Below are 24,947 nucleotides of genomic sequence, written 5' to 3'. Positions count from 1 at the left end.
GTTACATCTGGCTTTAACGATAGATGCTGAAACAAGTTCAGCATGACGGATCTTACTAAACATTACGTCACCCTGGAGTGTAGCGCAGCGAAAAGCTACGAAGTAAACAGCGCCTTAAGCGAGTTCACCATAGGTAATTTATTTCAGGGTCTATCTAGTCCTTCATGATTTAGATTGAAATTAATTATTCTCTAGTAATTTGGCCAGCAGCAACTCCAGATTTACGCTGGCAAACGAAGAACTATAATCAGATAAACCATAAGGAATAATTAATTCGCCGTTACTGATAATCGATCCGCAGGAATATACCACGTTGGGCACATAACCTTCACGTTCATCATTATTTGGAATAATCAATGGCTCTTTTAAATGGCCTATTTCTATATTTGGGTTTTCAAGATCCAATAAACTTACACCAATACAGTACCTGCGCATTGGTCCCACCCCATGTGTAATTACAATCCATCCTTTTTCGGTTTCTATCGGAGAACCACAATTGCCGATCTGTACCAGCTCCCAATCGTACCGAGGTTGTTTTAAAAGAACCGGGTTTTCCCAAACATTAACTTTATCAGAAAACATCAGGTAGTTATTCCAGCCATCTATCCGGCTCATCATCACGTATTTCCCTTTAATTTTTCTTGGGAATAATGCCAGGTTCTTATTTTGTGCACCATCGCCATAAAGTGGAATCACTTTAAACTCGTAAAAATCTTCGGTCTGTACCAGTTTTGGAATAATTAAAGAACCATCGAAAGCAGTATATGTGGCATAGTACAGTACTTTGCCATCATCTTTAACAAATTTTACAAATCGGGCATCTTCAATCCCTTTACGTTCAAATTCTGAAATGGGAAAAATTACCCGATCAGAAATATCTGTATCTTTTGAAAAAGTTATGGTGTGGTAAGTATCTGATAACCAAAGTACTTTGTCGTACTCGATTAAGCGTGACGGATTTTCTTTATGTAAGCTTTTAGAATCTTTAATGATATTGCTCAAACTGGTATATTCAAATTTATCATCCAGTTTTGATTCAATTTCATCCAATACCGAAGGATCAATCTGCGCGTAGGCTGCTTTTTTTAAGAACAGTTTTTTTACATAAATGGCATTCTTCACTACCTCCGCCTCATCTACATAATTCCCAACTGGTAAAACCTGGATATTATTGTTTTTATCAATTAAAGCACGCCTGAAAACAATTGAAGAAATATGCCCCTCACCTACGGCACGAAAGCTAATAATTACCCGCTTTTCGCCTTCTACCAAATCGGTTTGATCGGGGTCGTCTACTATGCTTGGATTAAAAAAAGCTGCCGATTCTATCGAGTATTCATGTGTAAAGTAAGCACCGATCAGCAATCTGGTGTATTCATCAATATCTTCGAATTCTGTACCTAGGGCCGCAAACTGTTTTTTTAATTTTTTACAGTGCCGGGTCAGGATTTTGGTAATATTCCGGTGTCTTTTAGAATATTCCTGTAAGATGGGCGATATCAGCGAAAACACTTTTTCATCTGAAAACTCTAAAACCTTTCGGATGACTTCTAATGCTCTCTCCTCTCCATTAAAAAAAAAACGTGCAATAACTCTTTTAGTATCTGGGTTAACCTTAACTGGTTTGCGTTCTATGTATAATCTCATTATTTTGCTGTTTTGGTAGTAATTTTAACGCTTTTCGTTTTATATCTTCCAACTTTATATTAACGAAATTTACGACTTAATTGTTTATATTATTTATAGTATTTGGACATAATTTTTACCTTTAACCCTTATCCCTTTTAAAGCAGATAACATGATTTTAACAGCTGAAACCTTGCGTTTAGGAAAATTAAGATACTACGAGATTTTAAGTACACCTGCTGAACGTGCTTTTGATCAGATAGCACAATTGGCTGCTGAAATATTTGATGTTCCAAATGCGGGTATATGTTTTCAGACGGATGGCGATATTTTTATGAAAGCCCAAGTGGGATCTTCAATCGGGTCACCTTTAAAAAAAGATGCATTTCCTTTTTTTGCCTCTGCTCTGATCAGCTCGCCAGAAGGTTATCCTATCGGCTCGATTTACGTTGCCGATACTAAATTTAAAGCAGCCGAAGAGCGGCAGCTAAAAATGCTAAGGCATTTAGCAGGTATGGTAATAGAAAAACTGGAATCTAGAATTGCAACCAGAAGGGCTTTAAGGGCTTACGATGATCGTTTACATGTGCTTATTCATGATCTTAAAAACCCGATGACGACGATTTCACTTCAATCTGAATTGCTGGGACGCATTCCAGGTATTGAAGATAAAGCTTCATTAATTGCCGGTAAGATTAATGCACAATCGAAAAGAATGATCGATAATCTGAATGACATTTTAAGCACTGCCCGAAAAGAAGCTCACTCATTTAAGCCCCAAAAAGCGAAAGTTGACTTGAAAGAGCTGCTCGAAGAGGTAAAGTTTAATTTGGATTTAACGCTTAAACAGAAAAACCAAAACGTTTTGATCGATATTGAAACTCCAGTTGAAATTTTTGGCGATGCTGATAAACTTAAGGTTATTTTTAGCCAATTACTGGACAATGCCATTAAATTTTCTCCAAAAGGAAAGGAAATTAAAATATCACATCAAACTGCAGAAAATGAAGTAACCATTGTAATAAAAGATAACGGTGTGGGTTTGACGGAAGAAGATCTCGATAAAATTTTCTTGAAATTTGCAACATTAACGGCTATGGCCACAGCGCATGAAAATACCTATGGTTTGGGACTAATCACCGTAAATGCCTTAGTAGATGTACATAAGGGAAGGTTGTGGGTAGAAAGCGAAGGGAAAGATTTGGGTGCAACTTTTTACGTAACGCTACCCATTAAATAAGTTTAAATCTAATAATTCACTAAGTTTCATTTCTTCGAGTAAAATTCTTTCAGGAATGGCATTTCTATGGTACGACCATTTTATTAATCTTATAAAGCCATTCTCGATTTCGATACCAGTCATATCGCCATCATTAAAGCAACAACAACCGCTGTTAAAGTAACCGGGTTTGTATTTGCCAAAACGTGGTGTTTTATCTCCCTCTTTTATCAGTTTACGAAGCTCTGCATTTAAAACAGCAAGATCATCAGCATTCTTTTCTTTTTTGGCTTTATTCAGTTTGATGTAAATCCGTTCCAGATGTGTTAACGAAGCAAAAACAGGCTGATGTGTATGTCCGGTAATTAAAGCCAGGTTCTTTTTTGTAGCTACCCAACTGTACATGAGTGTGTTATGTGCTGTTTTGAGCTGGTTGCTGTATGCTGGCGTATTCGGGTTAATTTGAAGGTACGACTGCAGTGGTGCCCAAACGGTACTCACAAACCATTTGCTAAACCAGTTTCCATCGCTCTGTAAATCGCCTTGATGGCCGTGGGTTAAGAAAATATCGAGTTTAATCTCGCCCACTGGCATTCTTAAGATTGCGCCTTCATAAATGTGGATTTTAGTTCCGTAAATTCTATTGAGGTTAAATCCGGCTAAAGGATCATTATCCCAATATAAATCGTGGTTGCCGAATATTTTAGTGAAATGGTTTTTTGAAATAAAAGCTTTTTCTGCTTCGAAAGTCTCTTTATTATGTTTAATTACAGATTCAAGTAAATTCTCCCAGAGTTCCTCGCTATCGCCCAAATTTATGTAATGGAAATCTTGCTGGTTGTAATATTCAAGTGCTTTTAAATAATTCTTTTCAGCTAAAGTAAAGTCATCGGCATAATCGCGTGCACCTTTATGCTGGTCTGATAAAATGATAAATTTATCCGTATCGGCAACTTCAAAAATAAGTCCCCGTTTACCAGGTGTTGCATTGATGTTTTTATACAGTTTATTTAAAGCTGCATGAATGCGTTTACGGTTGGGCCTTGAACCAAATTTATTCGACATGCGAATAATCCAGGCACTGAGTAAACGTTGTAAGAGTTTCCGCATGTATAAAATGAGCCTTCGCTAGTATTATTGTTTCTCAAAATAACAAAAAATATCAGCAATCGTTTTTTCTGAAAAGCAATAGTGGTAATTCTTAGGTTAGGTTCGGCCTTGCTTTCCGTTTTATGCCGATGTAAAATCGACATGCTCACTCCAATCAAGTTTAGTTTACTCTGGTTAATCGCTTTTATTAAAGTCAGGTCCTTTCTATCGCCAATAAGATAAGGCCTTATTTTAAATAAAATTTACTAAATTTGTTAGTATTGAAAAGATCAGGAAGCGCAGATTTACCCCTACATTATGGCCATGTACCACCATGGCTGGCGCAGCGTATGGCAACACTTGGCCTGGCCATAACGGAAGCGATACTATTAGAATATGGTAAAGCAGAAGTAATACGCCGCTTAAGCAGTCCTTTTTGGTTTCAGAGTTTAGGCGCTGTAATGGGTATGGACTGGCATTCGTCTGGTATTACGACATCGGTAATGGGCGCTTTAAAGAAATCGATCAATCCCTTATCGAAAGAGTTGGGCATTTACATTTGCGGAGGCAAAGGAAAACACAGCAGAGAAACGCCAAATGAACTTTTAAAAATTGCCGATAAAACGGGTTTAGATGGAACAGCATTGGTTCGGGCCAGTAAACTCAGTGCAAAAGTAGACAATACGGCCATTCAAGACGGTTTTCAACTGTATCTTCATAGTTTTATTTTAAGCAGCGAAGGCGATTGGGCAGTGGTGCAACAAGGCATGAGCGACAGCAGCTCAACCGCAAGAAGATACCACTGGCATTCTGAAAACCTAAAATCTTTTGTCGAGGAACCACATACCGGTATCTGTGGTGTTAATCAAGGCAAGATTCTGAACCTAACGGCTAATGATGCTGATAAAACCAGGCAGCGTATGGTGAGCATTACAGCTGAATCGCCGGTAAGGATGCTTAATGAAATACAAAAACTGGTATTGCCCGATCATCATGAGGTAAAATCGAAAGATGTAGATTTAAAACGTTTAGGAAGTATTTTATGGCTGGCACAGGAAAAGCAACCGAGAGATTTTGAGGAATTATTATTACTCGAAGGCATGGGGCCAAGAACCTTACAATCGATGGTTTTAGTGAGCGAGGTGATTTATGGTACGCCTTCCCGGTTTAGCGATCCTGCCCGTTATTCTTTTGCGCATGGCGGTAAAGATGGGCATCCCTTCCCTGTTCCGGTAAATGTTTATGATGAAACCATAAGTGTTTTGCAGAAAGCAATTGAAAAAGCGAAGATTGGAAATACAGATAAACAACAAGCCATCAAATCGTTGCATCAAATTGCCCGGAATGCAGAAAAAGACTTTGTTCCAAATATGGATTTTGAAAAGGTAATTCAAAAAGAACGTACTGAAAGCTGGAAATACGGCGGCAGAACAGTTTTTGGAAAAGAAAAACCGCCAAAGAATGAGCAATTGAAGTTATTTTAATTTATTTTTCTCGCATGTTCGTCATCCTGAATTTATTTCAGGATCTATTCGTTAGTCATATGTTAAGTATTCATTCTGAAATTTCCGTGGTCTCAGTGTTTCCGTGTCGAAAGATTATTAACAACTAAACAGTATGATAGATGCTGAAATAAATTCAGCATGACGACCGCACTAAAACTTACTAGCTGTAAGATCTCGCTATGACAAGGTTAAGCTCAATAAATTCAGTATTTCCGTGTCAGAAAGTTAATTAATGATTAAACGTCTACAAATAGTTCTCTTTTATAACGAAGATTAGCAAGGTTCGCATTTCTAATGCTTAATAAGAATTCTAGTGGCGATAAAATCGCCATTCTCTTGCATCCTCGTTATCAAACGAGGACGATATTTCTTAAAGGCATAAGCTCAGTGCCTCCGTGGCAGAGCATTAACTAAGATTTATTAAAACAAAAAAGGTCGTGGTTTGCACCACGACCCTAAAAATATAGAATTTAAACCTACTAAGCGTATGCAACTGCATCTTTCGATGCCAGTTTAGTTGTCCCCATCAAGTATTCGTCTACCTTACGGGCAGCTTCTCTACCTTCTGAAATGGCCCAAACGACTAATGATTGTCCGCGGCGAACATCACCTGCGGCAAAAATCTTAGCAATATTGGTTTGGTAAGTGTGTTCAGATGCTTTTACGTTTCCGCGGTTATCCAGTTCCACACCTAATTTCTCAATTAAACCTTCTTTTTGAGGATGTAAGAAACCCATTGCTAAAAGTACTAGTTCGCATGGAAGATCTCTTTCAGTACCAGCCACTTCTTTAAAAGTAACCGGACGTCCGTTTGCATCAATTTCCCATTCTACATCAACTACTTTTAAGGCTTTAAGGTTTCCTTTTTCATCAGCAATAAAGTTTTTAGTGTTTACCGACCAGGCCCTTTGTGCACCTTCCTCATGAGAAGAAGTATTTTTTAGCAACATTGGGTAATTTGGCCAGGGCATATGCTCGTTACGTGCCTGCGGCGGCATTGGCATAATCTCAAACTGTGTAACCGATTTCGCCCCATGACGGTTTGAAGTACCAATACAGTCAGATCCGGTATCGCCACCGCCAATTACGATTACATTTTTGCCGGTAGCCATAATATCTTCCGCATCAACGGCTCTGCTCGCTACACGTTTATTTTGTTGTTTCAAGAAATCCATTGCAAAATGAACTCCTTTAGCCGAACGGCCGTCAATTGGTAAATCGCGTGGAATAGTTGAGCCACCAGCCAATACAATTGCGTTGAAATCGCGTAACAAAGTACCTATCTCAACATTCTCGCCCACATTGGCATTACATTTAAAAATGATACCTTCTTCTTTCATTAAATCGATACGGCGGTCCACTACATTTTTTTGTAGTTTGAAATCAGGGATACCATACCTCAATAAACCACCTGGAGCATCATCACGTTCGAAAACGGTAACCTCATGTCCAACCTTATTTAACTGAGCAGCAGCAGCTAAGCCCGCAGGACCTGAACCAATTACAGCTACTTTTTTACCCGTTCTGATTAATGGTGCTTTTGCTTTGATAAATCCTTTTTCGAAAGCAATTTCGATGATGTGCTTTTCAATCTCCTCGATAGAAACCGGTGGGCGGTTAATGCCCAATACACATGCCGATTCGCATGGTGCGGGGCAAATTCTACCTGTAAATTCAGGAAAATTATTGGTGCTTAATAAAATATTTGCAGCTAATTCCCATTTACCCTGATAAACGGCGTCGTTAAATTCTGGTATCACGTTACCCAATGGGCAGCCTGATTGGCAGAAAGGTACGCCGCAATCCATACAACGGGCAGCTTGATTGTTTAATTCTTTTGAGGGTAATTCATTTAAAAATTCCCCATAGTGTTTTACACGTGTTGCAGCCTCTTCTCTAGTGGGCGCAACTCTATCGTATTCTTGAAATCCTGTTACTTTTCCCATGGCCTAGTGTGTTTTTACTTGTTGATTACGTTTGCTTAAAACTGCTTTGTATTCTTTAGGGAATACTTTTACGAAATGAGCAGATTGAGTTTTCCAATCGCTTAAGATAAACTCAGCTACTCTACTATCTGTTAAGCGGATATGTGTTTTAAGTAAAGCTAAAATACGCTCCTCATCTTCAGCTTGTAATGGATCCAGATCAACCATTTCTTTATTGCATTTGCGTGCAAAAGTTCCGTTGGCATCATAAATCCAGGCCACACCACCACTCATACCAGCAGCAAAATTGCTTCCGGTATCACCAAGAATCAGCACTTCACCACCAGTCATGTATTCGCAACCGTGATCGCCCACGCCTTCAACAACAGCTGTTGCACCAGAGTTACGTACGGCGAAACGCTCACCTGCTTTACCACGGGCAAATAACTCACCAGAAGTTGCACCATAAAGGGCTACGTTACCGATAATGATATTTTGCTCAGGGATAAAAGTTGAATTTGAGAAAGGATAAATGGCCAATCTTGCACCCGATAATCCTTTACCCACGTAATCGTTTGCTTCACCTTCTAGTGATAACGTTACCCCACGGGTATTGAAAGCACCAAAACTCTGTCCGGCCGAACCAACAAATTTAAAATTGATCGTATCTGGAGGTAAACCAGCACCTAAATGAACTTTCGAAATTTCATTTGATAACATGGTACCCAGTGCACGGTCGGTATTTTTCACATCAAAACTGGCAAAAACCGGTTCGTTATGATCAATAGCAGGTTGTGCAGCTGCAATTAATTTATGATCTAAAACATGGTCCAAACCATGATCCTGACCTTCAGTATTAAATAAAGGCAAACCATTTTCTTCTGCTTTATATAATATAGCTGATAAATCAAGGTGTTTCAATTTCCAGTCTTCAGCAGGCAGTTCGCGTACTTTTAAAATATCAGCCTGACCGATCATTTCGTGAATGGTTCTGAAACCTAATTCAGCCATAATCTCACGTAATTCTTCGGCAAGGAAATAAAATAAGTTCACTACATGGTCAGCATCACCGGTAAATAATTTTCTTAATTCCGGATCTTGTGTTGCTACGCCAACCGGACAAGTATTTAAATGGCATTTACGCATCATAATACATCCCGAAGTTACCAGGGCTGCTGTTGCAACACCCCATTCTTCGGCACCTAATAATGCAGCGATAGCGATATCCCTACCTGTTTTAAGCTGACCATCTGTTTGTAACACAATACGGTTACGCAATTTGTTTTTTACCAAAGTTTGGTGTGCTTCCGCCAGGCCTAACTCCCATGGTAAACCAGCATGTTGGATCGAAGTTAAAGGAGATGCTCCCGTTCCACCATCAAAACCAGATACCAGAATCACATCGGCATGTGCTTTAGCAACCCCCGCGGCAATAGTACCAACACCAGCCTTCGAAACCAGTTTCACATTGATCCTCGCTGCACGGTTAGCATTTTTCAGATCAAAAATTAACTGTGCTAAATCTTCGATCGAATAAATATCGTGGTGAGGCGGAGGTGAAATTAAACCAACTCCTGGTGTAGAGTGACGAACTTTTGCAATCCAGTCATCCACTTTGTGCCCTGGTAATTGGCCACCTTCTCCTGGTTTAGCACCCTGGGCCATTTTAATCTGTAACTCATCAGCATTGGTTAGGTAGTAACTGGTTACACCAAAACGTGCTGAGGCAACTTGTTTAATTGCCGAGCGCATGCTATCGCCGTTTGGCAATTTAGTATAACGCATTTCATCTTCACCACCCTCTCCGGTATTGCTCTTTCCACCGATACGGTTCATGGCAATGGCTAAAGTAGAGTGCGCCTCATGGGAAATTGAACCGAAAGACATCGCTCCTGTTGCAAATCTTTTTAAGATTGCTTCGGTAGATTCCACCTCGTTTAAAGGTACCGATGGACGGCTATAGTTAAATTCGAACAATCCACGGATGGTATAAGCCTGTTGTGTTTGCTCATTCACCAGTTTAGAGTACTGTTTGAAAATATTGTAATCGTTTTTACGTGTTGCGTTTTGCAACAAGTGAATGGTTTGCGGATTAAACAAATGCGCTTCACCTTTACGGCGGAATTTATAAGTTCCACCTGCTGGTAATAAATTTTCGGTTTCTGTTAACGGACCAAAACTGCGGTGATGTTTAATTAACGTTTCTTTTGCAATTTCATCCAGTCCTAAGCCACCAATACGTGAAACTGCACCGGTGAAATAAGTATTCACTACTTGTTTATTTAAACCTAAAATCTCGAAAATCTGCGCACCCTGGTACGATTGCAAGGTTGAGATTCCCATTTTAGAGAAAATTTTAAGTAAACCGCTATTTACCGCGTAGATATAGTTTTTGGTAAGCTGCTCTGTTGATAAGCCAGATTCTTCTTTAAACTCATTAATGGTTTCCAGCGCCAGGTAAGGGTTAATCGCCGTAACACCAAAGCCCAGTAATGTGGCAAAATGATGTACTTCCCAAATATCGCCAGCCTCTATCACAATACCTACAGCCCCACGGTATCCTTTGCGGATCAAGTGATGGTGTACGGCAGAAACGGCCAATAAAGAAGGCATTGCAGCATGCTCAGAGTCAATAGCCCTATCGGTTAATACAATTACCTGGAAACCATCTTCAACGGCATCAACCGCATAACGGCACAAACGGTCTAAAGCTTTTGCCATAGCACCCGGCTTGCCATCAGCCCTGAAATAAGTCTGTAAAGTTTTCGCCTGGAAAACACCTGTATCAATACTTCTTAACTTTTCTAATTCCTGATTGGTTAAAATTGGATGTTTAATGGCTACACAGTGCGCTTGTTTTGGCGTTTCTTCCAATAAGTTACCCATGCTGCCCATAAAGCTGGCCAAGCTCATTACCACTTTCTCCCTGATCGGATCAATCGGTGGATTGGTTACCTGTGCAAATAACTGTTTGAAATAAGAAGATAAATGCTGAGGACGTTTTGACAAAATAGCCAATGGTGTATCGGTACCCATCGAACCGATCGGTTCTTTACCTTCAATGGCCATTGGTTTAAGCAAAAGATCTATATCTTCTCTGCTGTAACCAAAAACCTGTTGATATTTAAAAATAGACTCTGTAGATAAGCCGGTGAACATTACACGTGGCTCAGGTAATTCCTCTAAACGGATCTGGTATTGATTAATCCAATCCGCATAAGGGCTTTTACCACAAACTTCTTCTTTAATTTCGTTATCGCTGATAATTCTGCCCTGCTCCATATCCACCACGAACATTTTGCCTGGCGTTAAACGGCCTTTTTCGATTACGGTACTTTGGTCGATAGCCAGTGCGCCAGCTTCAGAACCCATAATTACGCGGTCATCAGAAGTAATGGCATAACGTGAAGGACGAAGACCATTACGGTCTAAAGTAGCACCGATTAATTTACCGTCGGTAAAAGCAATGGCTGCAGGTCCATCCCATGGCTCCATTAAAGTAGCATGGAATTCGTAAAATGCCCTTTTAACAGGATCCATATCTTCGTTACCATCCCAGGCCTCTGGCACCAACATCATTAATACATGAGGCAGGGTTCTTCCTGAGTGAAGTAACAGTTCAATAACATTGTCTAAACAGCCTGAATCTGAATTGGTTTCATCAATTACAGGCAATAACATATCTAATTCTTCCGGAGTAAAGTAAGCAGAAGCAAAAGACTTAACGCCTGCTCTAAACCAGTTTAAATTTCCTTGTAAAGTGTTAATTTCACCATTGTGTGCAATAAAGCGGAATGGCTGGGCCAACCTCCAAGAAGGGAAAGTATTGGTTGCAAAACGTGAGTGAACTAAACCTAGAGCAGAAACCATGCGCTTATCGGTTAGATCGGTGAAATATGTACGTACCTGTAGTGAAGTAAGCTGACCTTTATATATAATGGTTTGCGCTGATAGCGAAACAATATAAAAATCTTTACCACCATGAACGGTGTTTACGATCAGTTTAATCAGGTAATTTTTAAAAATGTAAAGTTTACGTTCGAAATCGGCCCCTGGCGCTACTGCATAAGGACGGGCAATAAATACCTGCTCAATTTCTGGTTCAACAGAAAGGGCCATATTGCCGATATCTGTTGTGTCAACATCAACTTTTCTAAAACCTAAAATTTCCAGGCCTAATTTTTCGGCGGCACGGTAAATCAATTCTCTGCACTCTTCTCTCGATCTGATATCTTTTGGCATGAATAACATACCTACACCATAATTATTGGTTTCAGGTAGGCTAAAGCCAGCTTTTAAACATTCGTCGTAAAAAAATTCGTGAGGAATCTGAATCATAATACCTGCACCATCGCCTGTATTTGGTTCTGCTCCACATGCCCCTCTATGATCTAGATTCTCTAAAATAGTAAGTGCATCAGAGATGATTTGATGCGATTTTCGCCCTTTCACATGTGCAACGAACCCAATACCGCAGGCATCGTGTTCAAATTGCGCATCGTACAATCCACTGTTTGGTTCCATTCTTTGCTCGTTAGTTGTTAGTGTATAGGAAACACTAAGATACGAAAAACAAATTTTAAATTACAGAGTTGACACGATTTTTAGAAAAATTTTAGTCCTTAAGCAATTTAAAGCATTAGGATTAAAAAAATGATAATGATATTGATGAATATTTATCAGATTGATAATGACAATATTGTACAATAAATTCACTTTTTCTGCCAAATTCCAGCCTAAATCGTTTTATTCAGATGATTTATTTGTGAATATTTAATTCATATACAAATATCTTGCTTAAAAAAATGTTTATCTTGTATTTCCTTCTATAATTTAAAAATACACATTTTGATTTTATTAATTTACTAATCAGCCACATAGCCTAAAAGAGAAAAAAAATACAAAAATGCGTTTTGCGAAACAACTTCTTTTTCTACCTTTGTGGCCGGGCAAGTCTTTTACGACCAGCTCCCTTTGAACTCCCCCAGGGTGGGAACACAGCAAGGGTAGAAGGTTGTAGCGGTGCGATAGAAGGTGCTTGCCCTTTTTTTCTTTTCCCTTAATCCCCTGAAGGGGGAATTAAATTCTTCAGGGTTCAATCATAGAAACTCAAATATTTAAGAATTTATAAACATGAAATTTTTTATTGACACAGCAAATCTTGATCAAATCAAAGAGGCGCAAGATCTTGGCATTTTAGATGGCGTAACCACCAACCCTAGCTTAATGGCGAAAGAAGGTATTACCGGCGAACAAAATGTAATTAACCACTACAAAGCGATTTGCGATATTGTTGATGATAACGTAAGTGCTGAAGTTATTGCGACTACTTTCGATGAGATTGTTAAAGAAGGTGAAGCGCTGGCCGCTTTAAACCCGAAAATCGTAGTAAAAGTACCAATGATTAAAGATGGTGTTAAAGCCATTAAATATTTCTCGTCAAAAGGAATCAAAACCAACTGTACTTTAATTTTCTCTGCCGGACAGGCATTATTAGCTGCTAAAGCCGGAGCTACTTATGTTTCTCCGTTCTTAGGCCGTTTAGATGATATTTCTAGCGATGGTTTGGTTTTAATTGAAGATATCAGAACCATTTTTGATAACTATGGTTACGAAACTCAGATTTTAGCTGCATCAATCCGCGGACCATTACACATTGTAAACTGTGCTAAATTAGGTGCTGATGTAATTACTGCACCATTGGCTGCTATTGTAGGTTTATTAAAACACCCATTAACAGATAGCGGTTTAGCTACATTTTTAGCTGACCACGCTAAAGCTGCTGGGAAATAAGAATTATAAAGTCGAGAGTCTTTAGTCCTAAGTCTTGAGTCGGATTTCCGGTTCAAAACTTAGGATTTTTTGTTTAATAGGCATCTTACGAAATCTCAATGGGCTGAGCCTGACAGGATTTCACAAGTATGAGGTAGGGAAAAGCGTATTAGAATTTTAAAAGCTGCTGACTTACGAAGTTATTCATCCGCTTCCTCTCTTTCTAAACCCGTAAGTCATTGCGGTCTTTTTTTTGGAGCGCAGAAACAGTGCTCGTAGGTTTCTGTAGTCCTGCTTTCCATTATATTCCGGTGAATTTTCGATAAAGATAAATTAATCGAATACCGGAATGCCATTTCAATCAGGGCTAGGTGGCTTGGGCACCTTACAAAATCTCAATGGGCAAGCGCGTGGAAGGATTTCACAAGTATGAGGTGGGGAAAGCGTAATAGAATTTAGAAGCTTCTGACTTACGAAGTTATTCATCCGCTTCCTCTCTTTCTAAACTCGTAAGTCATTGCGATTTTTTTTTGGAGCGCAGAAACAGTGCTCGTAGGTTTCTGTAGTCCTGCTTTCCATTATATTCCGGTGAATTTTGATAAAGATAAATTAATCGAATACCGGAATGCCATTTAAATCAGGGCTAGGTGGCCAGGGCACCTTACAAAATCTCAATGGGCAAGCGCGTAATAGAATTTCAGAAGCTCTTGACTTACGAAGTTATTCATCCGCTCCTTCCCTCTAAACTTCGTAAGTCATCGCGTTATGCTGCGTTAACGATGGAAACGGCATCCTTTTTGGCTGTTATCCTGTCCAAAGGACTCCTGTGAAGATCGTAGTCGAAGGGCAGCCAAAAAGATACAGTGTACAGCGTGTTAAAACGCCCAAATGATAAAAGACGTTAGACTAAAGACTCACGACTAAGAACTTCCTTTATCTTCTCATAACTGATCTGCTCATCAGGTTCGATCAGGATGCCCTTTACACCTGCCCCATTAGCGGCCTCTACGTCTCTTGGCTTATCGCCGATCATAACAGATTGTGCCGGGTCGATATCGTACATATCAATTGCATCTAAAATCATTCCTGAAGCAGGTTTTCTACACTTGCACTCGCCGCCAACGGTTGGATGATGCGGACAATAATAAAAACCTGCAATATCAGCTCCTTTAGCCACAAAAGCGTTGCGGAGCATTTGATGCATAATGGCCAGCTCCTGTTCGGTATAACGTTTTAAAGCAATACCGCCCTGGTTGGTAATTACGATTAAAAGATAACCTTCGTCGAACAGTTTTTTTAATACCGGAATCTGGTAATCCAGGATTTTAAAATCTTCAACACGGCAGATGTAATCGTATATTTCGTGATTGAGTACACCGTCACGGTCGAGAAAAATAGCTTTATTCATTATTGAGATATGAGTATGGTAATATAAGTATTAAGATTTGGGTATTGAGTAGCAAGATCCAACCTCGCTCATAATTTCGCCAAAATAACTGAAAATTAAGGACAAAAGAAAGCCCAATCTAATTAAAGACCGGGCTTAATCATAAAATTTATTTGGTTTTGGTTATTTCAAATTCAATCCTGCTTTATGGCCTTTTATAGCAAAATACAGAATGTATAAGTAACATGGTAATACAGTTAAAAGATAGGCCAACTGAAAGTTGATATGTAATTTTTCATTTAAGAAAGCATATAATAACGGCATTAATGCACCGCCTGCAATACCCATAATCATAATCGCCGAGCCTATTTTGGTAAATTTACCCAAGTGGCTAATGCCCAGCGGGAAAATTGCCGGCCACATTAATGAATTGGCTAAACCCAATAGGGCTACAAAAATTACGGCAAACCAGCTAGAGATTGCAAAAGATAAAATGGTAAATATGATGCCTAAAATAGCACAGATTCTAAGGGCTTTTTGCTGAGAGATATATTTTGGAATCGTAACAATACCAATAATATAACCGATTAACATACTGAAAAGCGTGATAGAGGTTAACTTTCCGCTAATCTCTGCGCTAATGCCTAACTCGCGACCATAAATACCGATAATATCGCCAGCCATAACCTCTGCGCCTACATATACAAAAATACAAAGTGCACCCAGAAACAAGTGTGGGAACTGAAAGATACTTGTATGTTTTACCACCTCTCCTTTGCTTTCGTCGATCACATCTTCTTCTACTTCAACCTCCGGAAGGTTGGTGAATTTAATAAAAACGGCAAAAAGGCAGAAAACGATTGCTAAAACAATATAGGGCATATTTACACGGCCTAAAACATCATTTAATAACTGCTCGTGCACAGCGCCGGTAGCGGCCTTGATCTGTTTCTCTACTTCTGAAGCATTTTTCAAAAACAGACTGCCCATAATTAAAGGCACAATCATTCCGGCAAATTTATTACAGATACCCGCAATACTGATCCGTTTTGCAGCACTTTCTATTGGGCCGATAATCGTTAAGTAAGGGTTTGATGCGGTTTGCAACAAAGCTAAGGCAGCCCCCTGAACAAAAATTCCGGTTAAAAACAAACCAAAGGTTCTGGTTTGGGCCGCAGGTATAAATATCAAAGAACCCAGGCCTAAAATAACCAAGCCTAAAACAATTCCATTTTTAAAGCCAACTTTTTTAAGTATCCATGATGATGGCAGTGCTAAAAAGAAGTAAGCCATGTATGAGGCAAAGGTTACGAAGAAGGCCTGTAAGTTTGATAATCCGAAAGATAATTTAAAGAAAGGAATTAATGTTCCGTTTGCCCAGGTTACAAATCCAAAAATAAAGAATAGGGCACAAATGATAATAAGTGGTTTAGGCCCTTGCGTTTGACCAGGTTTAGTTGTTTGTTGCATAAAGTTTTGGTTCGGTTTAATTTGTTCGGGCCAAACTAAACAATAATATTTAATAAAATAAGGATCAAACGTTTGCGTAATTTCAACTTTAACAGAAAAGGGCTTTAGTTGGTGCTTACGCACCTAAAACCCGTGTGCTCTAGGCCTGTATCAACAGAAGTTTTCATTCTCGAAGTTACGCGGTAACCTTTACAATAAGAGGCATTACACATAAAAGAACCACCCCTTACCACTCTTTTAGGTATAGTTGGTTCCATAGGATCGTAGCTATCCGACGGACCTTTAGGATTGGTGCTCAGCCCTGAAAGCGTGCTATAATAATCAGGCCGGTACCAATCGCTGCACCACTCCCATACGTTGCCCGCCATATCATAGAGTCCATAACCGTTCGGCTTAAATTTTTTCACTGCAGCTAAACCATTAAAACCATCCCAATTGGTGTTTTTAACAGGAAAGCTCCCCTGCCAGGTATTGGCTTTTACTTTACCTTTTTCTATATCTTCATTCCCCCAGGGATATTTTTCATTTTTCAAAGCACCTCTCGCGGCGTACTCCCACTCTGCCTCAGTTGGCAACCGTTTACCCGACCATTTACAATAGGCCATGGCATCATCCCATGATACGTGTACAACCGGAAAATTTTCTTTTCCTCTAATATCGCTGCCAGGCCCATGAGGATGTTTCCAATTGGCACCTTTAACCCAACGCCACCATTGCGAGGCATCGTTTAGAGAGGTAACGCTTTTAGGCTGATGGAAAACCAAAGAGGCTGCAACAAAAACACTATCAGGCGGTTTTGGCGTACCTGCCGGAAGCTGTTTTTTCATTTCTTCCCAATCTGGTTTACGTTCGGCCGTAGTAAGATATCCGGTTGCATCTACAAACTTTTTAAAACTGGCATTGGTTACTTCGGTAGCATCAATCCAGAAAGAAGAAACTTTAACCCGATGCTGTGGGTATTCATCATCTCTACCCTCTTTATCAGAAGCGCCCATGGCAAACTCGCCTGCTGGAATTAAAACCATGCCTTCATGACTTACATTGTTATTGGAAGCGAAACTTGAAGAATCTTTTACCGCACCAAAACGGCTTGGCATATTTTTTTCGCATGAGGCTAAAGAATCTTGCTTGTGTTTAGCCTGTTCTTCTTCCTTAGCGTGCTTAGATTGACAAGAAAGTATAAAAAGAAGCGGCAAAAAAAACAAAGCAGAAAGAAATCTATGCATGATTGATATTAAATTAGGAGCGATAAAAATATCAATTAAGTTTAAAAAAGAGAAGCTAAATAATTAATTCGCCTATAAATCAATACACTAACACATTTGGCGATTTTTTATTTGCAGGAAATGCTTCATAACCCTATATTTGCACCACTTTAAAGGAAACGGATAACGTTTTAAGCAAAGTAGATTCCGTAGCTCAGCTGGTAGAGCATTACACTTTTAATGTAGTGGTCCTGGGTTCGAATCCCAGCGGGATCACAGAAATCCTCCAACGAAAGTTGGGGGATTTTTTGTTTAAAAGGGATTCGAACCCGGGTTCGAACTTTTTCTTGAGCAGGTATGAGCATGGCTAGCGCGAGCGAAAAATCCCAGCGGGATCACAGAAAACCTCACAGAAATGTGAGGTTTTTTTGTTTTATTCCTGCTGAAATTCGAACAGAAGCGCCGGCCCGGGTTCGATTTGTAAAAGGCTAAATAGGTAATAATCGCATTTCGGCTACAAGAAAACACTTTTCGGCTACAAGCGTACAGAAACGATAGCTGAACTTTGCATCATTAAATAATATCAAAATGAAAGTATTTGTTACAGGCGCTACAGGTTTCGTAGGAACTGCCGTAGTACAGGAATTATTAGCCCATGGGCACCAGGTTTTGGGATTGGCCCGTTCGCAAGAATCAGTAAAGAAATTGATTGCCGCAGGCGCAGAAGCACATAGCGGAGATTTAAATGATTTTGAAAGTTTGAAATCAGGCGCTACCGCTTCAGATGCAGTGATTCATTTAGGATTTGTACACGATTTTGCAAGATTCGAGGAAATGTGTAAACTTGATGGAAAAGTGATTGAAACAATAGGCGAAGCTTTATTGGGAACAGACAAACCTTTTCTCATCACTTCAGGAACTGCACTTTTTTCAAAAGACGGAATCACAACCGAAAAAGACCTTTCCGCAAACCATCCGCATCCCAGAATTGCAACAGAAAATGCAGCTGATGCTGTAGCGGCAAAAGGTGTGAAAGTTGCCGTTGTAAGACTCTCTCCAGCTGTTCACGGTAAAGGAGATGTAATTGGTTTTGTTCCGACCTCGATCAATATTGCTAAAGAAAAAAGAAAGGCTGCCATTATTAACGATGGCCGTAATTTCTGGCCTGCTGTGCACGTACTAGATGCAGCAAAATTGTACCGATTAGCTTTGGAAAAACCTTTCATAAGCGGGACAAGATATCATGCAGTTGCAGAGCAGGGAATTCCGTTTAAAGATATTGCAACTTTTATTGCAGAAAAATTGCAGATTCCACTTGTGTCCCTTACGAACGATGAAGCAGTAGAACATTTCGGCTGGTTTGCACATTTTGTAAAGCTTAATAATCAGACTTCGAGTGAAGCAACTAAGGTAACATTAGGTTGGAAACCTCAACAGCCAACTTTGATGGAAGATTTGCAAAATGATGTTTATTTCGCTGAGGTAAGATAGTCTGTACCTTTATATTCATTAAATTTGATTAAATATTTAAACTGATGTCTGATTCGCCGTTAAGAATAAAAACCATCTCTCAATTTCATACTTTACGTGGCTTGCCAAAGCCAAAACATCCGCTCATCAGTGTGATTAATTTTGAAGATATGGCGCCGGCTTTGGAAAGCGGAAAGCAGCGTTTAATGTTTGATTTTTATATGATTTCTGTTAAGCGGGATATGGATCATAAATATATATATGGGCAGCAAGATTACGATTTTGATGAGGGGGTAATGTTCTGTATGGCTCCACATCAGATCTTGAGCGTTATACGAGAACAGAATGGCAAAAATCCGTCCGGATGGATGATGATGATTCATCCGGATTTTCTTTGGAGCACACCCTTGGCAAGTGCAATCAGGAAATATGAATTCTTTGACTATTCTGTCAATGAAGCATTATTTTTATCCGAAGATGAAGAAATAAAAATCCAGCAAATTACTGATAATATCAAGCAGGAATATCAAACCAACATTGATAAATTCAGCCAAAGCATTATTGTTTCTCAGTTGGAAACGCTTCTGAATTATGCTCAAAGATTTTATCAGCGACAGTTTATTACGCGTCACAAAGCGCATCATCAGTTTTTAGAACGCCTGGAAATTCTGCTCAAAGATTATTTCGAAGGAAATCATCTCAAAGAACAAGGTTTGCCAAGTGTCCGGCTGCTCTCAGACAAATTCAATATGTCGCAATACTATATGCGGAGCCTTTTGAAAACTTTAACCGGACAAACCACACAACAGCACATCCACGAAAAGCTGATTGAAAAAGCCAAAGAAAAGCTTTCCACTACTGAACTTTCAGTAAGTGAAATTGCTTATGAATTGGGGTTTGAGCATTCCCAATCTTTTAGTAAACTGTTTAAAGCTAAAACTGATATCTCGCCTCTGGAATTCAGGAAGTCGTTAAATTAAAATTATTCCAAGTCTGCTTAAGTTCAGTCAAGTTTTATTCACAGGACAGAAAGTTTGTGAGACTTTTCACTAAAAATGTTTCATCAATAGTAGTTGCAGCTAAAACGTATCGGAAAAAAAATGGAGAGCGGTTAGGTGAGTCAATATGGACACAGATATGGGTAACATTCTTATTAATTTTACAATATCCTGGATGCTCCGCTAATTATTTTGTAATTTACTTTCAGTATAAATCTAACCTAAATTAAATGTTAAACCGTAGAAATTTCCTCCACTACGCTGCAACCGCAGTGGGAACCACTGCCCTGCTTTCTACCTTAGACAATCCTGCTTATGCCCTTTTCAGTAAGACTATTGGTGCAAACGATCAAATCAATATTGGTGTAATCGGAATCAAAGGCATGGGATGGTCCGACCTCAAAGCGGCCCTTAAAGTACCGGGCGTAAACCTGATCGCCCTGTGCGACAGTGATGCCAATGTGCTTGATGAAAGGATGGCCGAATTAAAGTCGATGAATGTTGACGCCGCAAAAGTAAAAAGATATAAAGATTATCGTGCGCTGCTCGATAATAAAGATGTCGACGCTGTAATTATCGGCACACCCGATCACTGGCATGCCCTGATGATGATCCATGCCGTACAGGCAGGTAAAGATGTATATGTTGAAAAACCGGTCGGCAACTCTATTGTCGAATGCAGTACCATGGTCAAAGCGCAGGAAAAATACAATAAGGTTGTGCAGGCAGGTCAATGGCAGCGCAGTCAGCAACATTTTAAAGATGCGGTAGATTTTGTAAAGAGCGGCCAGTTAGGTAATATCAGAACGGTAAAAGTATGGTGTTACCAGGGCTGGATGAAACCTGCGCCCATAGTGCCTGATACCTTGCCCCCTGCAGGCGTTGATTATGCCATGTGGCTTGGGCCGGCGAATAAAAGAGCATTCAATGCCAGCAGATATCACTTCAATTTCCGCTGGTTCTGGGATTATGCAGGTGGGTTAATGACCGATTGGGGCGTGCATTTACTGGATTATGGCTTGCTGGGTATGAACTCACCTGTACCAAAAACCATATCTGCATTAGGTGGCCGCTTCGCCTATCCCGATCTGTATGAAGAAACGCCTGATACGCTGACTACCTTATATGAGTTTGACAAGTTTAACATGGTATGGGATTCTGCGATGGGTATTGATAATGGCTCTTATAACCGCAACCACGGGATTGCCTATATCGGCAACAACGGCACGCTGATCCTCAACAGGCAAGGCTGGGAAGTTATTGAAGAAAAGATAAGCGGCAATAAAGTGAGCAAGCCCTTTGTTAAATCTTCAGATAATGGACTGGACAATCATATGGTCAATTTTTTTAGTGTGGTCAGATCCAGAAAAAAAGAAGAACTGAACTGCTCCATACAGGATGCTGCGCATGTGGCTGCCGTTGCCCAAATGGGAAATCTTGCCTTCAGAAGCGGACAAAAATTATCATGGGACCATGCCAAACATCAGTTTACAGACCAGAAGGTAAACGATAAATACCTGCTGGCCCAGTATCACAACGGCTACAGCTTACCCAAAGTTTAACGCTACCATTTAAAACAGATCAGCATGTATCCATTTCTCTCCGGGATCATGCTAAAGATTATGAAAATGTATAAAGCCCTGCAATCGCACGATTAGCAGGGCTTTATGCTTTTAGGGAATTGTCAGAACTCGCACGAAATCTTGTGTGTGAAATCTGTCTGTCCGTAGCGTTCCGCATGGCTCTACGGATTAGTAAACAGAACAGCGTCTGTGACTCGCTTTTATTTGAGTTTATAAGTTCAATTTTATTCTAATTTATTGCCTATGTATAAAAAGCATTTCATATTGTTATTTTAATAGTTCTTTATACACAATCCTTACCTGATTTACCTCACCTTCTTTTTTGAATATCCTCAATTTGGATTTGTATGAGATTTCCAAAGTCTCTTCATTTAACCATTTGAAATTTATTGCATTGGAATCTAGTTTTGCAGCGTTATGATTAGAATCTACGATGAAGACATTGCCCGATTCGGTTTCGGTCAATTCGAAATCTGGATTTTCCATAAATACATGTAATGAATTGTCCGTAGTTGCATTCCCATTGTTTATAAATACCATAGCTTTTTTTGTTTTTTTATGGTTATAAACAATCTTTAAAAGTGTTAATGGACTATCCTCGAACAATGGAAAGCAAGAAGCTAGGAAAACTACCAAAATCAGAATGGTTAATCTTTTCGTTATTCTGAATAACATAAAATATGATTTGCGTAATATAGTTGGCTTAAATATAGATCTGAATGATATGGTTTATAGATTGCCTAATTTTTTAAAATTGTCTTAATATATTTTCTGGTGTCCTGTTCTTCAGGACTAAAAAAACTAATCCCGCTTGTATGGGCATCATCTGAAATCATAAAGGTATAACCGATGCGCCGCCTGTTCCCAGATGTCCTTGTATGTTTGGATTCAATAAACTTAAAACTTCCAATGCTGTCCAACCTCGAACCGACAAAATAAGTGGAATCATTTACGTCAGCTCGTGAGCTTGATTTTTTTCGTTCATCATCAATTTGAATGTACATCGAAATGGTATCGATCTTTACATACGAAATCTTTTCTGTGATGAGAATAAACTTATAGGGATTTATGGTATCAATTAGCATTTTAACATTTTTCTTTCTCTGGATTAGACTTAATAATTCATTTTTAAACCCTTGATCTTCTTTATGGTTTAGTATTCTATCCAGTCTTTCTTTAGTTACTTGAAGGTATGTATTAGGAAGTTTGACGGTTGCTCTTAGCGCCTCCAAATCATATTCCTGAAAATTACCTTTTTCTATACAACTCTGAAAAAATAAGAACAGTATTGAAATGAGCAGGTATTGATAGTATTTCATCTTTAAAAATTTCAATTACCAAAAAAACGAAGTCCCGCAAAAAGCCCGTATATGAACAACAAGATAGCCAGCGGAATCCATACATTTCTAGCCTTAAAGTCCAAATCTCCAAAATGATGTTTCCAGAAAAAAATCGAGAGTACGAGACCACCCATGATATTTGGAAGAACAAATGTGAGAACGAAATTGTCAGTATATCTATGTGCCAATTTAAAAAGAACTATATTCCAGATTATACAGAACACTAATACAGGTGTTATCTGCTTTCGATTACCTATCGCTGAAAGATTTTGGGAATAAATGATACCGCCAAAGAAGGTTGAAAGTAGAATTGAAAAAATTACGATTGTTACCTGATTATAAAGTTTCGGTCTTTCTTCGTAGGTGTCTTCAGTCATAATGAGCGCATTAATAGTTGAGATTAAAATTTCTTGTGCAACGTTATTTTTTATTCTATTTTGGTTCACAGCGTATTCTTTCGGTTACTTTAAATATATTTTCAGTTTCAGAAGGTTTTGAATAATCATAACGGTAAAGTTTCTCAACAATGCAATTACATTTGTCTTTTACCAAAGAAACACTGATTATTTTTGATTCGCCCGACCAATTTGAATATCTAATATTCCGAATTGTAAAACCTTTCAATTTTAGTTTTTCTACAATTTCAATTCTTTTGTTTTGATCTTCTTTATAGGATAGCAAACTGCCATAAATATCTTCAAATGCTGTAGGTTCATATTCGCAGAAATCTTTTCTATCAAAGTCAAAAGTCTTGATACTTGTTTTTTTAAAATCATCTTCATTAATAATACCAAACTCATAATTGTAGTTTTTGTCTTTACCTTGAAAAGGACTTGTGATTTTAAAAGTTTCTACATCTGCTCCGTATAGAATTTGACTATTATTAATTATGTATTTTTTTGTCTTTCCCCAATTATCGTCAATAGGAACAAATTCATCTAAATCATCAATATTTATAGCCTCCCCACCGTGAATTAAAAAATTATCCGCCCTTGACCAAGGATATTTAATCAATTTTATTTTGTCGGGGTTAATACCTTTAATTACACAATCGGTTATGTTGTTATAAAAACCAAAAAAATAAGCGGAGTCTTTATCACGAAAAATATAGTTTCCAATAAATTCAAAAGTGTTAGGATCAATATTTTTTATAAGTGCTCCGTCTATAAACAAGTGATTTTTGTCCTTGCCAAACTCAAAGTCACAATCGCAGTCAAAAGTTAATTCTTTAAAAGTCCTTGCGTCTGCTTGCTCAATTATTCGCTTATTTTGCCCGCTTCCCTCATTCCAAGATTCATAATAAACTTTGTCGCCTTCAATCTTATAGCCACGTCTGCAACTTGTCAAAGTTGAAATTGTTAAAACTAAAATTGTTACTTGTCTTATTGTCATTGAAGTACGCCTATTATAATTGCCACCAATTTACCTCAATCCTTTGTCTGTCGGTAGCGTTCCGCAGGGCTCTACGGATTCGTAAATAGAAAAGCGTCTGTGACTCGCTTTTATTTGAGTTTATAAGTTCAATTTTATTCTAATATCCGTAGAGACGCTATGCTTAACGCTAACGGACAGAGGGGGATTTACTGACTTTGAATAATTGGCGGAACTTTCTTATAATTCTTCATTTGGCTTTCAGTACCAACAATGTTTACACCCTCGTCAACATATATTATATTCATTTTAAGGTTTTGGTTTTTTGTAATATCAATTGCTTTAATATCATTTCCATTCACAGTTATTTGAATTAATTCTGGGTTATTCGATAATTCAAGAGTCTTTAATTTATTGTTGTCTAATATCAAGTACTTAAGCCTATAAAATTGACTTAGGTCGATTTTATTAAGTTGGTTGTCCATCATATTCAATGACTCTAAATTTGGACAATTTTTTATATTCACGTGAGTCAGTTGATTTAAGCCACAACTAATTTGTTTTAGAGCTGGCATATTTGAAATTTCAAATACTCTTAAAGCATTTTTAGCACAATAGATGTCTGTCAGGAACTTTAAACTATCAAGTTTCAATCCACTAATTTTATTATTTGTTATTAATAGTTGTTCTAAGTTCTTGAAATATTTTACGTCATTAACATTTACAAGATCTTGTCCCATTAGGTCAAGCGTTTTTATTTGATCAGCTTCATTTACCTCAATCCTTCTGTTACTGTTTAAGTCAATTTCTGGATATTTGCTTAATACTATTCTTTCGAAATTTGGATTCTCAAATTTAATCTCGTCCTTATGTCCTAAAATGTTAAACGTAAAAAGTATTATCAAAATTTCTATTCTCATTTTTTTCTATTTACGGTTATGGTCGGAATAATTAACTTCATTAATTCACAAATAAAAGGCATGCTAC

Annotated in this window: 17 protein-coding genes, 1 tRNA gene and 1 other RNA gene; 8 read left to right on the top strand and 11 right to left on the bottom strand. The window is 38.5% G+C overall.

Translation table 11 applies throughout. The features are described 5' to 3' along the window. Window positions 1-180: 180 nt before the first annotated feature. Complete coding sequence (locus tag AC1RJ8_RS07875; RefSeq protein WP_492953599.1) at window positions 181-1,647, bottom strand: glycoside hydrolase family 130 protein; 1,467 nt, start codon at window positions 1,645-1,647, stop codon at window positions 181-183. 151 nt (window positions 1,648-1,798) lie between these two features. Here AC1RJ8_RS07875 and AC1RJ8_RS07870 point away from each other — a divergent pair, with 151 nt between their 5' ends. Then, the gene (locus AC1RJ8_RS07870; RefSeq protein ID WP_492953600.1) at window positions 1,799-2,866 is read left to right on the top strand and encodes a sensor histidine kinase; all 1,068 of its coding nucleotides are present in this window, start codon (window positions 1,799-1,801) and stop codon (window positions 2,864-2,866) included. Here AC1RJ8_RS07870 and AC1RJ8_RS07865 read toward each other — a convergent pair. After that, window positions 2,852-3,955: a metallophosphoesterase gene (locus tag AC1RJ8_RS07865; protein WP_492953601.1), complete on the bottom strand. Its 1,104-nt coding sequence runs from the start codon at window positions 3,953-3,955 to the stop codon at window positions 2,852-2,854. The two genes, AC1RJ8_RS07870 and AC1RJ8_RS07865, sit on opposite strands and share 15 nt — an antisense overlap. A 260-nt stretch (window positions 3,956-4,215) precedes the next feature. Between AC1RJ8_RS07865 and AC1RJ8_RS07860 the strand changes: the two genes are divergently transcribed. Next, window positions 4,216-5,418, top strand: a complete 1,203-nt coding sequence (locus tag AC1RJ8_RS07860; protein WP_492953602.1) for a DUF763 domain-containing protein — start codon at window positions 4,216-4,218, stop codon at window positions 5,416-5,418. 500 nt (window positions 5,419-5,918) lie between these two features. On the opposite strand, the gene AC1RJ8_RS07855 is transcribed toward AC1RJ8_RS07860, so the two are convergent. After that, window positions 5,919-7,385, bottom strand: coding sequence for a glutamate synthase subunit beta (locus AC1RJ8_RS07855; RefSeq protein ID WP_492953603.1), 1,467 nt, complete (start codon window positions 7,383-7,385; stop codon window positions 5,919-5,921). A gap of 3 nt (window positions 7,386-7,388) precedes the next feature. After that, a complete protein-coding gene (gene gltB, locus AC1RJ8_RS07850; protein WP_492953604.1) occupies window positions 7,389-11,888 on the bottom strand; it encodes a glutamate synthase large subunit in 4,500 nt (1,499 codons plus the stop codon). Between the two features lie 423 nt (window positions 11,889-12,311). Between gltB and ffs the strand changes: the two genes are divergently transcribed. After that, an RNA gene (gene ffs / locus AC1RJ8_RS07845) (signal recognition particle sRNA small type) lies at window positions 12,312-12,411 on the top strand. Between the two features lie 86 nt (window positions 12,412-12,497). Then, window positions 12,498-13,157, top strand: a complete 660-nt coding sequence (gene fsa / locus AC1RJ8_RS07840) for a fructose-6-phosphate aldolase (protein WP_025141909.1) — start codon at window positions 12,498-12,500, stop codon at window positions 13,155-13,157. 880 nt (window positions 13,158-14,037) lie between these two features. Here the strand turns inward: fsa and AC1RJ8_RS07835 are convergent. The 3 genes from AC1RJ8_RS07835 to AC1RJ8_RS07825 all read right to left on the bottom strand — a co-directional run bounded on the left by AC1RJ8_RS07835 (window position 14,038) and on the right by AC1RJ8_RS07825 (window position 17,219). Next, a complete protein-coding gene (locus AC1RJ8_RS07835) occupies window positions 14,038-14,544 on the bottom strand; it encodes a D-glycero-alpha-D-manno-heptose-1,7-bisphosphate 7-phosphatase (RefSeq protein WP_086546192.1) in 507 nt (168 codons plus the stop codon). A 162-nt stretch (window positions 14,545-14,706) separates the two neighbouring features. Then, window positions 14,707-15,993 (bottom strand): sugar MFS transporter, encoded by a 1,287-nt coding sequence (locus tag AC1RJ8_RS07830; RefSeq protein WP_492953605.1) that lies wholly within the window; start codon window positions 15,991-15,993, stop codon window positions 14,707-14,709. 104 nt (window positions 15,994-16,097) lie between these two features. Further along, window positions 16,098-17,219: a formylglycine-generating enzyme family protein gene (locus AC1RJ8_RS07825; protein ID WP_492953606.1), complete on the bottom strand. Its 1,122-nt coding sequence runs from the start codon at window positions 17,217-17,219 to the stop codon at window positions 16,098-16,100. A 182-nt stretch (window positions 17,220-17,401) separates the two neighbouring features. Between AC1RJ8_RS07825 and AC1RJ8_RS07820 the strand changes: the two genes are divergently transcribed. The 4 genes from AC1RJ8_RS07820 to AC1RJ8_RS07805 all read left to right on the top strand — a co-directional run bounded on the left by AC1RJ8_RS07820 (window position 17,402) and on the right by AC1RJ8_RS07805 (window position 21,228). Next, window positions 17,402-17,474: transfer RNA gene (locus AC1RJ8_RS07820), tRNA-Lys, on the top strand. Between the two features lie 312 nt (window positions 17,475-17,786). Further along, window positions 17,787-18,689 carry an SDR family oxidoreductase gene (locus AC1RJ8_RS07815; RefSeq protein ID WP_492953607.1) on the top strand — a complete coding sequence of 301 codons (903 nt, stop codon included), beginning with the start codon at window positions 17,787-17,789 and terminating at the stop codon, window positions 18,687-18,689. A 44-nt stretch (window positions 18,690-18,733) separates the two neighbouring features. Continuing rightward, entirely contained in the window at window positions 18,734-19,648 is a 915-nt protein-coding gene (locus tag AC1RJ8_RS07810; protein ID WP_492953608.1) for a helix-turn-helix domain-containing protein, read from the top strand. A gap of 248 nt (window positions 19,649-19,896) precedes the next feature. Next, window positions 19,897-21,228, top strand: a complete 1,332-nt coding sequence (locus AC1RJ8_RS07805) for a Gfo/Idh/MocA family protein (protein ID WP_492953609.1) — start codon at window positions 19,897-19,899, stop codon at window positions 21,226-21,228. 288 nt (window positions 21,229-21,516) lie between these two features. Here the strand turns inward: AC1RJ8_RS07805 and AC1RJ8_RS07800 are convergent, their stop codons facing one another. The 4 genes from AC1RJ8_RS07800 to AC1RJ8_RS07785 all read right to left on the bottom strand — a co-directional run bounded on the left by AC1RJ8_RS07800 (window position 21,517) and on the right by AC1RJ8_RS07785 (window position 24,880). Continuing rightward, window positions 21,517-21,924: a hypothetical protein gene (locus AC1RJ8_RS07800; RefSeq protein WP_492953610.1), complete on the bottom strand. Its 408-nt coding sequence runs from the start codon at window positions 21,922-21,924 to the stop codon at window positions 21,517-21,519. A 65-nt stretch (window positions 21,925-21,989) separates the two neighbouring features. Continuing rightward, a complete protein-coding gene (locus AC1RJ8_RS07795; protein ID WP_492953611.1) occupies window positions 21,990-22,568 on the bottom strand; it encodes a hypothetical protein in 579 nt (192 codons plus the stop codon). Window positions 22,569-23,021: 453 nt separating this feature from the next. Then, a complete protein-coding gene (locus AC1RJ8_RS07790) occupies window positions 23,022-23,981 on the bottom strand; it encodes a DKNYY domain-containing protein (protein ID WP_492953612.1) in 960 nt (319 codons plus the stop codon). A 188-nt stretch (window positions 23,982-24,169) separates the two neighbouring features. Then, complete coding sequence (locus AC1RJ8_RS07785) at window positions 24,170-24,880, bottom strand: leucine-rich repeat domain-containing protein (protein ID WP_492953613.1); 711 nt, start codon at window positions 24,878-24,880, stop codon at window positions 24,170-24,172. Between the last annotated feature and the right edge of the window lie 67 nt (window positions 24,881-24,947).

Source organism: Pedobacter sp. GW822-FHT03F06 (genome assembly GCF_058801365.1).
The sequence above is the reverse complement of the archived record's forward strand: the minus strand, read 5'-3'. Positions and strand labels throughout refer to the sequence as shown.